Annotated in this window: 4 protein-coding genes, 4 tRNA genes and 5 rRNA genes; 1 reads left to right on the plus strand and 12 read right to left on the minus strand. The window is 42.6% G+C overall.

The genetic code is table 11. From position 1 onward, the window contains the following. Positions 1-153: 153 nt before the first annotated feature. The 10 genes from AC52CF_RS17875 to AC52CF_RS17920 all read right to left on the minus strand — a co-directional run bounded on the left by AC52CF_RS17875 (position 154) and on the right by AC52CF_RS17920 (position 13,371). Positions 154-2,909, minus strand: a 23S ribosomal RNA gene (locus AC52CF_RS17875). Between the two features lie 154 nt (positions 2,910-3,063). Further along, positions 3,064-3,140, minus strand: a tRNA-Ala gene (locus AC52CF_RS17880). Between the two features lie 83 nt (positions 3,141-3,223). Beyond that, positions 3,224-3,297, minus strand: a tRNA-Ile gene (locus AC52CF_RS17885). A 195-nt stretch (positions 3,298-3,492) separates the two neighbouring features. Next, positions 3,493-5,009, minus strand: a 16S ribosomal RNA gene (locus AC52CF_RS17890). The 16S and 23S rRNA genes sit together here with 2 tRNA genes alongside, the layout of an rRNA operon. A 1,830-nt stretch (positions 5,010-6,839) precedes the next feature. Further along, positions 6,840-8,092, minus strand: a protein-coding gene (locus AC52CF_RS17895; protein ID WP_214588504.1) for an IS3 family transposase whose coding sequence is annotated in 2 segments (ribosomal slippage) — positions 6,840-7,765 and positions 7,765-8,092 — 1,254 coding nt in all. Because the reading frame shifts where the segments join, the coding sequence is not laid out codon by codon here. Between the two features lie 151 nt (positions 8,093-8,243). After that, a 5S ribosomal RNA gene (gene rrf, locus AC52CF_RS17900) occupies positions 8,244-8,351 on the minus strand. A 164-nt stretch (positions 8,352-8,515) separates the two neighbouring features. Further along, positions 8,516-11,271 (minus strand): 23S ribosomal RNA (locus AC52CF_RS17905). 154 nt (positions 11,272-11,425) lie between these two features. After that, a tRNA-Ala gene (locus AC52CF_RS17910) sits at positions 11,426-11,502 on the minus strand. Positions 11,503-11,585: 83 nt separating this feature from the next. After that, positions 11,586-11,659 (minus strand) — tRNA-Ile (locus tag AC52CF_RS17915). A 195-nt stretch (positions 11,660-11,854) separates the two neighbouring features. Then, positions 11,855-13,371: ribosomal RNA gene (locus AC52CF_RS17920) — 16S ribosomal RNA — on the minus strand. 644 nt (positions 13,372-14,015) lie between these two features. On the opposite strand from AC52CF_RS17920, the gene AC52CF_RS17925 reads away from it, so the two are divergent. Continuing rightward, entirely contained in the window at positions 14,016-14,171 is a 156-nt protein-coding gene (locus tag AC52CF_RS17925) for a hypothetical protein (protein ID WP_214588503.1), read from the plus strand. Between the two features lie 316 nt (positions 14,172-14,487). Here the strand turns inward: AC52CF_RS17925 and AC52CF_RS17930 are convergent, their stop codons facing one another. Next, positions 14,488-14,847: a VanZ family protein gene (locus AC52CF_RS17930; protein WP_250902091.1), complete on the minus strand. Its 360-nt coding sequence runs from the start codon at positions 14,845-14,847 to the stop codon at positions 14,488-14,490. Beyond that, the gene (gene gcvH / locus AC52CF_RS17935; protein WP_214588502.1) at positions 14,840-15,217 is read right to left on the minus strand and encodes a glycine cleavage system protein GcvH; all 378 of its coding nucleotides are present in this window, start codon (positions 15,215-15,217) and stop codon (positions 14,840-14,842) included. The genes AC52CF_RS17930 and gcvH overlap by 8 nt, the downstream gene beginning before the upstream one ends. Positions 15,218-15,280: the final 63 nt, after the last annotated feature.

The following is a 15,280-nucleotide window of genomic DNA, read 5'->3' on the forward strand; positions in this document are numbered from 1 at the left end:
TAGCTGTTGGCTATTGGCTTATTGCCATTGGCCATTCGCTTTTTATCGGTAAATTTCATCACAAAGGCAAAACCAGTGTTGCACTTATAAATACTTAAGCTAAGTTATGATAAGCATGATTGCTCATTACCTATTACTCATTACTTATGAATAGGCTATAAATCTACGGGTAATTAGTACTACTCGGCTATGCTGTTACCAACTTTACACCTGTAGCCTATCAACGTGGTCATCTCCCACGACCCTTAAAAGATGTCTCATCTTGAGGCGAGTTTCGCACTTATATGCTTTCAGTGCTTATCTCTTCCAAACATAGCTACTCAGCGGTGCACCTGGCGGTACAACTGATACACCAGAGGTTTGTTCAATTCGGTCCTCTCGTACTAGAATCAAGCCCTCTCAAACATCTAACGCCCGCAATAGATAGAGACCGAACTGTCTCACGACGTTCTGAACCCAGCTCGCGTGCCACTTTAATGGGCGAACAGCCCAACCCTTGGGACCTTCTCCAGCCCCAGGATGTGACGAGCCGACATCGAGGTGCCGAACCTCCCCGTCGATGTGAGCTCTTGGGGGAGACTAGCCTGTTATCCCCGGAGTACCTTTTATCCTATGAGCGATGGCCCTTCCATACGGAACCACCGGATCACTATGTCCTGCTTTCGCACCTGATCGACTTGTTGGTCTCACAGTCAAGCACCCTTATGCCATTACACTCTACGCACGGTTACCAAGCGTGCTGAGGGTACCTTTGAAAGCCTCCGTTACTCTTTTGGAGGCGACCACCCCAGTCAAACTACCCACCACGCAATGTCCTTCCCTAAAGAAGTTAGGCTCCAAGTAAGTAAAGGGTGGTATTTCAACGTCGGCTCCACAAACACTAGCGTGCCTGCTTCAAAGCCTCCCACCTATCCTACACATTACTTACTCAAAGTCAATACGAAGTTATAGTAAAGGTTCACAGGGTCTTTTCGTCCCATTGCGGGTAATCGGCATCTTCACCGATACTACAATTTCACCGAGCTCGTGGCTGAGACAGTGCCCAGATCGTTACACCATTCGTGCAGGTCGGAACTTACCCGACAAGGAATTTCGCTACCTTAGGACCGTTATAGTTACGGCCGCCGTTTACTGGGGCTTCAGTCAAACGCTTCGCTTACGCTAACGCCCTTCCTTAACCTTCCAGCACCGGGCAGGTGTCAGACCCTATACAGCATCTTTCGATTTAGCAGAGTCCTGTGTTTTTGATAAACAGTCGCCTGGGCCTCTTCACTGCGGCCAGCATTGCTGCTGGCGTCTCTTCTTCCGAAGTTACGAGACTATTTTGCCTAGTTCCTTAGCCACGACTCACTCGAGCACCTTAGGATTCTCTCCTCGACTACCTGTGTCGGTTTTGGTACGGGTTGCTTCACTTCGGCTTTTCTTGGATCCGATTACACTATAACAGCTTCGCCCGAAGGCTAGGCCTTGACACTTCCGTCCGTCTTCTATAGCTACATCGAACCGTCCCCTTTTTAGTGTGAGCAAGTATGGGAATATTAACCCATTGTCCATCCACTACCCCTTTCGGGTTCGCGTTAGGTCCCGACTAACCCTCAGCTGATTAGCATGGCTGAGGAAACCTTAGTCTTTCGGTGAGGGGGTTTCTCGCCCCCTTTATCGTTACTTATGCCTACATTTTCTTTTCTATAAGCTCCACAATACCTCACGATACTGCTTCGGCGCCGATAGAATGCTCTCCTACCAGATATAATTAATTATAAATCCATAGCTTCGGTATTCTGTTTATGCCCGATTATTATCCATGCCGGACCGCTCGACTAGTGAGCTGTTACGCACTCTTTAAATGAATGGCTGCTTCCAAGCCAACATCCTAGCTGTCAATGCAGTCCAACCGCGTTGCTTCAACTTAACAGAAATTTGGGGACCTTAGCTGTTGGTCTGGGTTCTTTCCCTCTCGGACATGGACCTTAGCACCCATGCCCTCACTGCCGTAGAACATTTATTAGCATTCGGAGTTTGTCAGGAATTGGTAGGCGGTGAAACCCCCGCATCCAATCAGTAGCTCTACCTCTAATAAACTTATATACGACGCTGCACCTAAATGCATTTCGGAGAGTACGAGCTATCTCCCAGTTTGATTGGCCTTTCACCCCTACCCACAGGTCATCCGAAGACTTTTCAACGTCAACCGGTTCGGTCCTCCACTTTGTGTTACCAAAGCTTCAACCTGCCCATGGGTAGATCACAAGGTTTCGCGTCTAATCCTACTAACTATGCGCCCTATTCAGACTCGCTTTCGCTCCGGCTCCGTAACTTAATTACTTAACCTCGCTAGTAAAATTAACTCGTAGGCTCATTATGCAAAAGGCACGCCGTCACAGAATTAATCTGCTCCGACCGCTTGTAGGCGTACGGTTTCAGGTTCTATTTCACCCTTCTATTCGAAGTGCTTTTCACCTTTCCTTCACAGTACTTGTTCACTATCGGTCTTTCAGGAGTATTTAGCCTTGGAGGATGGTCCCCCCATATTCAGACAGGATTTCACGTGTCCCGCCCTACTCATTTATCATCTATGTATGCCTTTCATATACGGGGCTATCACCCTCTATGGCTGTTCTTTCCAGAACATTCTATTAAACATATAAAGACTTTTGGGCTAATCCGCTTTCGCTCGCCACTACTTACGGAATCTCTTCGATTTCTTTTCCTCCGGGTACTTAGATGTTTCAGTTCTCCGGGTTTGCTCCTCTTACGAGGTAATACATCTTCAATGTATTGGGTTGCCCCATTCGGACATCTGCGGATCAATTCGTGTGTGCCAATCCCCGCAGCTTTTCGCAGCTTACCACGTCCTTCGTCGCCTCTGAAAGCCTAGGCATCCGCCATACGCCCTTAACGATTTCTTTCCTATTTTTAGGTTACTCAAGCACTTATAAGTGCTCGGTTTTCTCTTTGTGATGTCTTTACCGTTAATGTCAATGATCTTAATTCTACTTCTGATCTAATTCGCAAATATTGTTTTTGGCTCTATCTGCTTTTTTAAAATTAAACCATCTATGATGGTGGAGAATAAGGGAGTCGAACCCTTGACCTCCTGCGTGCAAGGCAGGCGCTCTAGCCAGCTGAGCTAATTCCCCCTCTAGGTGCTGTTGGCTTCTTGCTAATTGCTGTTGACTTTTTTGCCATCAGCCATAAGCGATTTGCCAGCCGCCTTAATTAGTAGTCTCGGGCAGGCTCGAACTGCCGACCTCTACATTATCAGTGTAGCGCTCTAACCAGCTGAGCTACGAGACTTTGTATGAGTAATGGGTGATGAGTTATAAGTAATATACTTTTTCCCATTCTTCATTTCTCAATCTCTTTCCCTTTTACTAATTTCTAGTGGGTGTGTATTATGATATATCAACCAAATAAAAAACTAAAGCTTTACTTTAAGTAAGTACTTTGTACTTGCGTACTAATTTTGTTTTTCGTCTTTAAGACGCTCTAAAATGAGATGTTCCAGCCGCACCTTCCGGTACGGCTACCTTGTTACGACTTAGCCCTAGTTACCTGTTTTACCCTAGGCAGCTCCTGTTACGGTCACCGACTTCAGGTACCCCAGACTTCCATGGCTTGACGGGCGGTGTGTACAAGGCCCGGGAACGTATTCACCGCGCCATGGCTGATGCGCGATTACTAGCGATTCCAGCTTCATAGAGTCGAGTTGCAGACTCCAATCCGAACTGAGACCGGCTTTCGAGATTTGCATCACATCGCTGTGTAGCTGCCCTCTGTACCGGCCATTGTATTACGTGTGTGGCCCAAGACGTAAGGGCCGTGATGATTTGACGTCATCCCCACCTTCCTCTCTACTTGCGTAGGCAGTCTCACTAGAGTCCCCAACTGAATGATGGCAACTAGTGACAGGGGTTGCGCTCGTTGCAGGACTTAACCTAACACCTCACGGCACGAGCTGACGACAACCATGCAGCACCTTGAAAATTGCCCGAAGGAGGATCTATTTCTAAATCTGTCAATTCCCATTTAAGTCTTGGTAAGGTTCCTCGCGTATCATCGAATTAAACCACATAATCCACCGCTTGTGCGGGCCCCCGTCAATTCCTTTGAGTTTCAAACTTGCGTTCGTACTCCCCAGGTGGCTAACTTATCACTTTCGCTTAGTCTCTGAATCCGAAAACCCAAAAACGAGTTAGCATCGTTTACAGCGTGGACTACCAGGGTATCTAATCCTGTTCGCTCCCCACGCTTTCGTCCATCAGCGTCAGTTAAGACATAGTAACCTGCCTTCGCAATTGGTGTTCTAAGTAATATCTATGCATTTCACCGCTACACTACTTATTCCAGCTACTTCTACCTTACTCAAGACCTGCAGTATCAATGGCAGTTTCATAGTTAAGCTATGAGATTTCACCACTGACTTACAGATCCGCCTACGGACCCTTTAAACCCAATAAATCCGGATAACGCTTGCACCCTCCGTATTACCGCGGCTGCTGGCACGGAGTTAGCCGGTGCTTATTCGTACAGTACCTTCAGCTTTCCACACGTGGAAAGGTTTATCCCTGTACAAAAGAAGTTTACAACCCATAGGGCCGTCGTCCTTCACGCGGGATGGCTGGATCAGGCTCTCACCCATTGTCCAATATTCCTCACTGCTGCCTCCCGTAGGAGTCTGGTCCGTGTCTCAGTACCAGTGTGGGGGATCACCCTCTCAGGCCCCCTAAAGATCATTGACTTGGTGAGCCGTTACCTCACCAACTATCTAATCTTGCGCGTGCCCATCTCTATCCACCGGAGTTTTCAATAACAAGTGATGCCACTCATTATATTATGGGGTATTAATCTCCCTTTCGAAAGGCTATCCCCCAGATAAAGGCAGGTTGCACACGTGTTCCGCACCCGTGCGCCGCTCTCAAGATTCCGAAGAATCTCTACCGCTCGGCTTGCATGTGTTAGGCCTCCCGCTAGCGTTCATCCTGAGCCAGGATCAAACTCTCCATTGTATGTTTGTCTGACTCACTCAAAGTTTTGACGCTTTAGTTTTTCCTTACTTGGTTGTTATATTGTATGTCAATGATCTTCATTTCTTCCGCTTCCTACAAAACTTAGTATCTGTCGTTTTCGTTTCGTATTTGCGAGTGCAAAAGTAATAACTTATTTTGATTTGACCAAATGTTTTTCAAGAAAATTTTAAAGTTTTTTCTGTAACCTTAACCCCTCTCTAAACACTCAATCTATACTCTCCTGCGCTCCCCCGTTTAGGGACTGCAAAGATACAAATCTTTTTTATTCCCGCAAATCTTATTTTATATTTTTTAAAAAAAGTTTAAAATAAAACCCGCTTTAATCTGTAGCTTTAAAAAGACTTTTACCGTCTTCCCTCAGGATTCATTAAGTAATATTGCTTAGCTAAAAGCTCTTCTGCGCTTACTGATTCTCTATCGTTTTTCAGTGGGGCAAAGATAGGGGCTTTATTCCTTACAATCCAACTTTTGTTAACATAAATTTCATCTTTAATTCATATTTAATCCTAAAGCACTGAGTGACTGGGAGAATAATTTCTGTAATTTTAAACCATTGTTTGGTTTGCCGATGGAAAAAGCGGAAGAAGAGAAGTAAAAAAAGTCTTTTTCAACAAAGCAATTGGATTATTGAAGAGGAAAAATTCAATTCCTGAAAAGATCATGTCGTTCTGCTCAGCAACAACAGCGTCTTTTTTATTTAAAAAAAGTTTATTAAATAAAGAATAATTGAGCTAATTCAGTTTTTAAAGTTATGTATGTAGTTTTATTTTAAGAAGCATTCCTATATAAAATCATTCATATCATCATTTTACATAGTATCAAACAGATATAAGAAACGCAGTTACATAAACTTTTTAAGTAACTCATTTGATAAGAAGAAGAATTTTAATAAGGAAACATAGGAATATTGGGAAAAAGGAAGGTTTAGCGTATTTCTTATTGAAACCGGATACAGCAACTTGCTCCGTCTTGCCGTAGAATAAAATTTTTGAGTTATTATGAAGTTAAGAATAATAATGTCATTTATTTTTGAAGTTTTTCTTAACAAAATAATTCCGAATGGTACAAAATACAATGTCTAAGTTCAGACCATCATATTGATTAGTTCGATAATATTATTATCCGGCAAAATCATACTTAAAAGAAAAATGTAAATCCAAAAAATTGGCAGTCTAAAATTATTAAAGAGTTATACAAATTGCTTTAAATAATGTTACCTGATCCAGAATATTTTTAAATAAATACTTTTATTCAAATTTTAGAATATATGTCTGTCTGTACTTTTATTGAAAGTTGGTACTATGAATGAAAAGATCACAATAGTTTTAAAATCTTTGATTTTTATTCTTTGGACGGCTAAGATCATTCTGGAAATTTGCTGTATTATTATCTTTTATATCTTTTGTGTTAATTCTGAATTAGTTTAAACATTATAACAAATATGGTAAAACGTATAAATGTTAAGAATAAAAATAATTAATCAAAAACTGAAAATATAAAAAAGCCATGATGAATACCTATAGGTGAAGTTCTTTCTATTCATGAACTTTTCCCGCTATCCACTGTATCTTTTGGGTTGCGGACTCCGCTTAGCTCCGCCCGCAACCCAAAAGGATTGTGTTTCTATCGTGGCTGAGTAATGAGTAATGAGTAATGAGTAATGAGTAATGAAAGATAATTGATAATTGATGAATGATGATTGACTATATCCTGGGGTTTCTTTCCTTATTACTTTTTACTTCTTCCTTTTTCCTTTTAACTTTTGACTAGTCCTGAAAAAGGTTAACTAGTTTTATATCACAAATATACTTAAATCAGAGTAGGAATTTTCCTATTCTGATTTTGTTTTTTATAGGTTTTTAATTTCACATTATTTTTCATGTGTACTTGGTTTGGAATATTATAATGTAAAGAAAAATGCGGTCTTAAATTGTTATAGCAATAAATTGCTTGTTCAAGCTGTTGGGAAAGATTTTTAAAATTTTCAAAAGTATCAATCAATCCAAATTCATGTTTCAGAATACCATTCACTCTCTCTGCTATAGCATTTTCATAAGGATCCGAATTTTCGGTCATACTGATAAGCATATCACTTTTCTTGAGTGTTTCAGTATATTCTTTACTGCAATACTGCAACCCTCTGTCTGAATGATGAATGAGTGAATGCTTGTACAGTCGATTCTGTATGGCTTGCTTTAATGCTTTCAACGTAGAGTTGGTCTGTAAATTATCACTCAATTCGTATCCTACAATTTTCTTAGAATAGGCATCGGTAATCAGATGAAGATAATAATTCTTCTCTTTGGTCTTGAGATAAGTAATATCTGCAACCCAAACTTTCTCCGAACATTTCAATTCTTTTCCTTTGATAATATTGGGATATTTTTTCATCCAATGTCTGGAATTGGTTGTTTTAAAATAGCTGTGCCTTCTGGGAATTAAAAGATAATTTGATCTCAAAATGCTAAACAACTGATCCCTTCCTACATGAATTTCTTCCTTTTCAAAATCATTCTTAAGTAAAACATAAAGTTTTCTAGTACCTATTTTAGGCATCTTTTTACGAATTGATACAACAAATTCTATAACTCTTGTTTCATGATCTGTAGAAACAGGCTGTTTTTGTCTCTTGTAATAAGCTTGCTTACTGTAGCCAAACAATCGGCAGATATTCTCTGTTGAAAGAGTCGTATTTACCTTTATTTCCTGGATTGATTGGAACCAGACTTTTTTACAATCTCAACCTTAAGCTCACGCTCTGCAATTTCTATAAATTTCCTGAACACTTTGAGTTCTTCTTCCTTTTTGGCCAATGCTGCTTCAAGCTCTTTAATCTTCTGTTTCTGTGGATCTTTCATGGGTCTGCCTTTACTTAATTGTTTTTCATAAGTAAAGTTACCATATTTCATTAACCATCTGGGAATGCAGGAATTACCCCTGATATTATAGCGGGTTTGTAATTGTGATTTTGTATATAATCCCCGCTCATATTCGGAGACAACTTGTCTTTTAAATGCTTCACTGTATTCTTGAACAGGGGCGGATACTTTTTTTAATCTCATTAGGATGACTGGTTTTTTGGTATTTAGTAGTCAACCTTTTTCAGGACAAGACATTTATTCTTTTTTCCCTGACTCTTACTTAGGGGTATTATCTGGGGTATGGGCATAAAAAAAGTCTCATAGAATTTAATCTATGAGACTTTTAAATAAAAACTGGCGGCGACCTACTCTCCCGCTTTCGCAGTACCATCGGCGCTGGTGGGCTTAACTTCTGTGTTCGGAATGGGAACAGGTGAGCCCCACCGCTAAAACCACCCTAAAGGTTGTATATAGCTGTTGGCTATTGGCTTATTGCCATTGGCCATTCGCTTTTTATCGGTAAATTTCATCACAAAGGCAAAACCAGTGTTGCACTTATAAATACTTAAGCTAAGTTATGATAAGCATGATTGCTCATTACCTATTACTCATTACTTATGAATAGGCTATAAATCTACGGGTAATTAGTACTACTCGGCTATGCTGTTACCAACTTTACACCTGTAGCCTATCAACGTGGTCATCTCCCACGACCCTTAAAAGATGTCTCATCTTGAGGCGAGTTTCGCACTTATATGCTTTCAGTGCTTATCTCTTCCAAACATAGCTACTCAGCGGTGCACCTGGCGGTACAACTGATACACCAGAGGTTTGTTCAATTCGGTCCTCTCGTACTAGAATCAAGCCCTCTCAAACATCTAACGCCCGCAATAGATAGAGACCGAACTGTCTCACGACGTTCTGAACCCAGCTCGCGTGCCACTTTAATGGGCGAACAGCCCAACCCTTGGGACCTTCTCCAGCCCCAGGATGTGACGAGCCGACATCGAGGTGCCGAACCTCCCCGTCGATGTGAGCTCTTGGGGGAGACTAGCCTGTTATCCCCGGAGTACCTTTTATCCTATGAGCGATGGCCCTTCCATACGGAACCACCGGATCACTATGTCCTGCTTTCGCACCTGATCGACTTGTTGGTCTCACAGTCAAGCACCCTTATGCCATTACACTCTACGCACGGTTACCAAGCGTGCTGAGGGTACCTTTGAAAGCCTCCGTTACTCTTTTGGAGGCGACCACCCCAGTCAAACTACCCACCACGCAATGTCCTTCCCTAAAGAAGTTAGGCTCCAAGTAAGTAAAGGGTGGTATTTCAACGTCGGCTCCACAAACACTAGCGTGCCTGCTTCAAAGCCTCCCACCTATCCTACACATTACTTACTCAAAGTCAATACGAAGTTATAGTAAAGGTTCACAGGGTCTTTTCGTCCCATTGCGGGTAATCGGCATCTTCACCGATACTACAATTTCACCGAGCTCGTGGCTGAGACAGTGCCCAGATCGTTACACCATTCGTGCAGGTCGGAACTTACCCGACAAGGAATTTCGCTACCTTAGGACCGTTATAGTTACGGCCGCCGTTTACTGGGGCTTCAGTCAAACGCTTCGCTTACGCTAACGCCCTTCCTTAACCTTCCAGCACCGGGCAGGTGTCAGACCCTATACAGCATCTTTCGATTTAGCAGAGTCCTGTGTTTTTGATAAACAGTCGCCTGGGCCTCTTCACTGCGGCCAGCATTGCTGCTGGCGTCTCTTCTTCCGAAGTTACGAGACTATTTTGCCTAGTTCCTTAGCCACGACTCACTCGAGCACCTTAGGATTCTCTCCTCGACTACCTGTGTCGGTTTTGGTACGGGTTGCTTCACTTCGGCTTTTCTTGGATCCGATTACACTATAACAGCTTCGCCCGAAGGCTAGGCCTTGACACTTCCGTCCGTCTTCTATAGCTACATCGAACCGTCCCCTTTTTAGTGTGAGCAAGTATGGGAATATTAACCCATTGTCCATCCACTACCCCTTTCGGGTTCGCGTTAGGTCCCGACTAACCCTCAGCTGATTAGCATGGCTGAGGAAACCTTAGTCTTTCGGTGAGGGGGTTTCTCGCCCCCTTTATCGTTACTTATGCCTACATTTTCTTTTCTATAAGCTCCACAATACCTCACGATACTGCTTCGGCGCCGATAGAATGCTCTCCTACCAGATATAATTAATTATAAATCCATAGCTTCGGTATTCTGTTTATGCCCGATTATTATCCATGCCGGACCGCTCGACTAGTGAGCTGTTACGCACTCTTTAAATGAATGGCTGCTTCCAAGCCAACATCCTAGCTGTCAATGCAGTCCAACCGCGTTGCTTCAACTTAACAGAAATTTGGGGACCTTAGCTGTTGGTCTGGGTTCTTTCCCTCTCGGACATGGACCTTAGCACCCATGCCCTCACTGCCGTAGAACATTTATTAGCATTCGGAGTTTGTCAGGAATTGGTAGGCGGTGAAACCCCCGCATCCAATCAGTAGCTCTACCTCTAATAAACTTATATACGACGCTGCACCTAAATGCATTTCGGAGAGTACGAGCTATCTCCCAGTTTGATTGGCCTTTCACCCCTACCCACAGGTCATCCGAAGACTTTTCAACGTCAACCGGTTCGGTCCTCCACTTTGTGTTACCAAAGCTTCAACCTGCCCATGGGTAGATCACAAGGTTTCGCGTCTAATCCTACTAACTATGCGCCCTATTCAGACTCGCTTTCGCTCCGGCTCCGTAACTTAATTACTTAACCTCGCTAGTAAAATTAACTCGTAGGCTCATTATGCAAAAGGCACGCCGTCACAGAATTAATCTGCTCCGACCGCTTGTAGGCGTACGGTTTCAGGTTCTATTTCACCCTTCTATTCGAAGTGCTTTTCACCTTTCCTTCACAGTACTTGTTCACTATCGGTCTTTCAGGAGTATTTAGCCTTGGAGGATGGTCCCCCCATATTCAGACAGGATTTCACGTGTCCCGCCCTACTCATTTATCATCTATGTATGCCTTTCATATACGGGGCTATCACCCTCTATGGCTGTTCTTTCCAGAACATTCTATTAAACATATAAAGACTTTTGGGCTAATCCGCTTTCGCTCGCCACTACTTACGGAATCTCTTCGATTTCTTTTCCTCCGGGTACTTAGATGTTTCAGTTCTCCGGGTTTGCTCCTCTTACGAGGTAATACATCTTCAATGTATTGGGTTGCCCCATTCGGACATCTGCGGATCAATTCGTGTGTGCCAATCCCCGCAGCTTTTCGCAGCTTACCACGTCCTTCGTCGCCTCTGAAAGCCTAGGCATCCGCCATACGCCCTTAACGATTTCTTTCCTATTTTTAGGTTACTCAAGCACTTATAAGTGCTCGGTTTTCTCTTTGTGATGTCTTTACCGTTAATGTCAATGATCTTAATTCTACTTCTGATCTAATTCGCAAATATTGTTTTTGGCTCTATCTGCTTTTTTAAAATTAAACCATCTATGATGGTGGAGAATAAGGGAGTCGAACCCTTGACCTCCTGCGTGCAAGGCAGGCGCTCTAGCCAGCTGAGCTAATTCCCCCTCTAGGTGCTGTTGGCTTCTTGCTAATTGCTGTTGACTTTTTTGCCATCAGCCATAAGCGATTTGCCAGCCGCCTTAATTAGTAGTCTCGGGCAGGCTCGAACTGCCGACCTCTACATTATCAGTGTAGCGCTCTAACCAGCTGAGCTACGAGACTTTGTATGAGTAATGGGTGATGAGTTATAAGTAATATACTTTTTCCCATTCTTCATTTCTCAATCTCTTTCCCTTTTACTAATTTCTAGTGGGTGTGTATTATGATATATCAACCAAATAAAAAACTAAAGCTTTACTTTAAGTAAGTACTTTGTACTTGCGTACTAATTTTGTTTTTCGTCTTTAAGACGCTCTAAAATGAGATGTTCCAGCCGCACCTTCCGGTACGGCTACCTTGTTACGACTTAGCCCTAGTTACCTGTTTTACCCTAGGCAGCTCCTGTTACGGTCACCGACTTCAGGTACCCCAGACTTCCATGGCTTGACGGGCGGTGTGTACAAGGCCCGGGAACGTATTCACCGCGCCATGGCTGATGCGCGATTACTAGCGATTCCAGCTTCATAGAGTCGAGTTGCAGACTCCAATCCGAACTGAGACCGGCTTTCGAGATTTGCATCACATCGCTGTGTAGCTGCCCTCTGTACCGGCCATTGTATTACGTGTGTGGCCCAAGACGTAAGGGCCGTGATGATTTGACGTCATCCCCACCTTCCTCTCTACTTGCGTAGGCAGTCTCACTAGAGTCCCCAACTGAATGATGGCAACTAGTGACAGGGGTTGCGCTCGTTGCAGGACTTAACCTAACACCTCACGGCACGAGCTGACGACAACCATGCAGCACCTTGAAAATTGCCCGAAGGAGGATCTATTTCTAAATCTGTCAATTCCCATTTAAGTCTTGGTAAGGTTCCTCGCGTATCATCGAATTAAACCACATAATCCACCGCTTGTGCGGGCCCCCGTCAATTCCTTTGAGTTTCAAACTTGCGTTCGTACTCCCCAGGTGGCTAACTTATCACTTTCGCTTAGTCTCTGAATCCGAAAACCCAAAAACGAGTTAGCATCGTTTACAGCGTGGACTACCAGGGTATCTAATCCTGTTCGCTCCCCACGCTTTCGTCCATCAGCGTCAGTTAAGACATAGTAACCTGCCTTCGCAATTGGTGTTCTAAGTAATATCTATGCATTTCACCGCTACACTACTTATTCCAGCTACTTCTACCTTACTCAAGACCTGCAGTATCAATGGCAGTTTCATAGTTAAGCTATGAGATTTCACCACTGACTTACAGATCCGCCTACGGACCCTTTAAACCCAATAAATCCGGATAACGCTTGCACCCTCCGTATTACCGCGGCTGCTGGCACGGAGTTAGCCGGTGCTTATTCGTACAGTACCTTCAGCTTTCCACACGTGGAAAGGTTTATCCCTGTACAAAAGAAGTTTACAACCCATAGGGCCGTCGTCCTTCACGCGGGATGGCTGGATCAGGCTCTCACCCATTGTCCAATATTCCTCACTGCTGCCTCCCGTAGGAGTCTGGTCCGTGTCTCAGTACCAGTGTGGGGGATCACCCTCTCAGGCCCCCTAAAGATCATTGACTTGGTGAGCCGTTACCTCACCAACTATCTAATCTTGCGCGTGCCCATCTCTATCCACCGGAGTTTTCAATAACAAGTGATGCCACTCATTATATTATGGGGTATTAATCTCCCTTTCGAAAGGCTATCCCCCAGATAAAGGCAGGTTGCACACGTGTTCCGCACCCGTGCGCCGCTCTCAAGATTCCGAAGAATCTCTACCGCTCGGCTTGCATGTGTTAGGCCTCCCGCTAGCGTTCATCCTGAGCCAGGATCAAACTCTCCATTGTATGTTTGTCTGACTCACTCAAAGTTTTGACGCTTTAGTTTTTCCTTACTTGGTTGTTATATTGTATGTCAATGATCTTCATTTCTTCCGCTTCCTACAAAACTTAGTATCTGTCGTTTTCGTTTCGTATTTGCGAGTGCAAAAGTAATAACTTATTTTGATTTGACCAAATGTTTTTCAAGAAAATTTTAAAGTTTTTTCTGTAACCTTAACCCCTCTCTAAACACTCAATCTATACTCTCCTGCGCTCCCCCGTTTAGGGACTGCAAAGATACAAATCTTTTTTATTCCCGCAAATCTTATTTTATATTTTTTAAAAAAAGTTTAAAATAAAACCCGCTTTAATCTGTAGCTTTAAAAAGACTTTTACCGTCCTCTCTCAGGATTAATTAAGTAATATTGCTTAGCTAAAAGCTCTTCTGCGCTTACTGATCTTCTATCGTTTTTCAGTGGGGCAAAGATAGAGACTTTAACCCTCCGCTTCCAAATATATTTAACATAATATTTAAGCCATACACACGATTGTGGGTAACTTCAGGCGATAAAACACTGGTTTATTTATCTTTATAAGGATATCCATAGTTTTCCACATTAAACGATTTGATATTTTTGATTTTGAAAAACCGTTGGACGAATAATGAAATCATGGAAAAAAGAAGGAAATATTGCGTTCTGCGGGAAGATTTTGTTGGATTGAGGGGAAAATGGATGGATTTGAGGATGCAAGTATGGAAAGGAGGAAATTTGCGGGTGAAAAAAGGAGTTAAAGAGGAAAGGTTCATTGAAAAAGTTAAGTATTGACTTTTGAGATCATCTCTTTTCTTTATTATATATGTATTTAAAATCCAGTATAAGTTCAGCACCTCTTGAGGCACCTACAAACGAAAGGTTTGTCGGCATTTCAATAAGGTTTCCGAAATTCTTAGCCTCGATAGGAACGGCATCCTTTTGGGTTGCGGGCGGAGCGAAGCGGAGCCCGTAACCCAAAAGATAAAGTGGATAGCGGGAAATAGCTTCTTATAAAGAAAGGAGTTTTTGAAGGGGAGAAAGTTCTAAAACTAAGGTGATATTTTTTAAGATCGACTTGTTACTTTAAACAACCTTTTTTTAGGGGCAATTAAAGAAATCGCTTAGCTAAAATTTTATAAAAATAGTATCCTATTAAGCAGCCCAACGTGTCGGCAACAATATCTAAAGTTTCCATTGACCTTCCCAATCCCATTTCTTCCTGAAGTATCTCGGTAAGAAATGCATAAAGCAAAATGATCTGAATGAAGTAGTAAAAACGGATTTTTGGAAAAGCAGCAATAAAAAGGAAACCTAATGCTGCAAAGATGCTTAGATGCAAAATCTTGTCTATACCGCTGAACATAAACCAATATTCGTGGTTTTCTTCACCGGGCTTGAGGAGCATATAAGTAAGAAATGCCCAATAAATGGGCAATATCTTACTGAATATTTTTGAAATCTTATCCAATGATTGACTGGTATTCTTCCGCAGAAAGTAATTCTGAATGATCTGCACCTTCAGCAACTTCTAATTTGATGATCCATCCGTTCCCATAAGGATCTGAATTTAATAATTCCGGCTGATCCTCCAATTCTGAGTTGAATTCGATCACTTTTCCTGAGATTGGCAAGAATAAATCTGAAACTGTTTTTACAGCTTCTACACTTCCGAAAACCGCACCTCCTTCAAGATCATCATCTACAGTGTCTACATCTACGTAAACGATATCTCCCAATTCTCCCTGTGCGAAGTCTGTAATACCGATTGTAGCAACGTTTCCTTCAATCTTGATCCATTCGTGATCTTTCGTGTACTTTAATTCTGATGGTGTGTTCATTTTTAATTTTTTATTTGTACAAATGTATTCAAAATTCCAGAAGGTTCAAATATCGGATATAAA

Source organism: Chryseobacterium sp. 2P (assembly GCF_059579425.1).

Excerpts from the sequence above, each read along its gene's own strand:
- AC52CF_RS17925 (WP_214588503.1), top strand. The coding sequence starts at position 14,016 with ATGGAAAAAAGAAGGAAATATTGCGTTCTGCGGGAAGATTTTGTTGGA.
- gcvH (WP_214588502.1), bottom strand. The coding sequence starts at position 15,217 with ATGAACACACCATCAGAATTAAAGTACACGAAAGATCACGAATGGATC.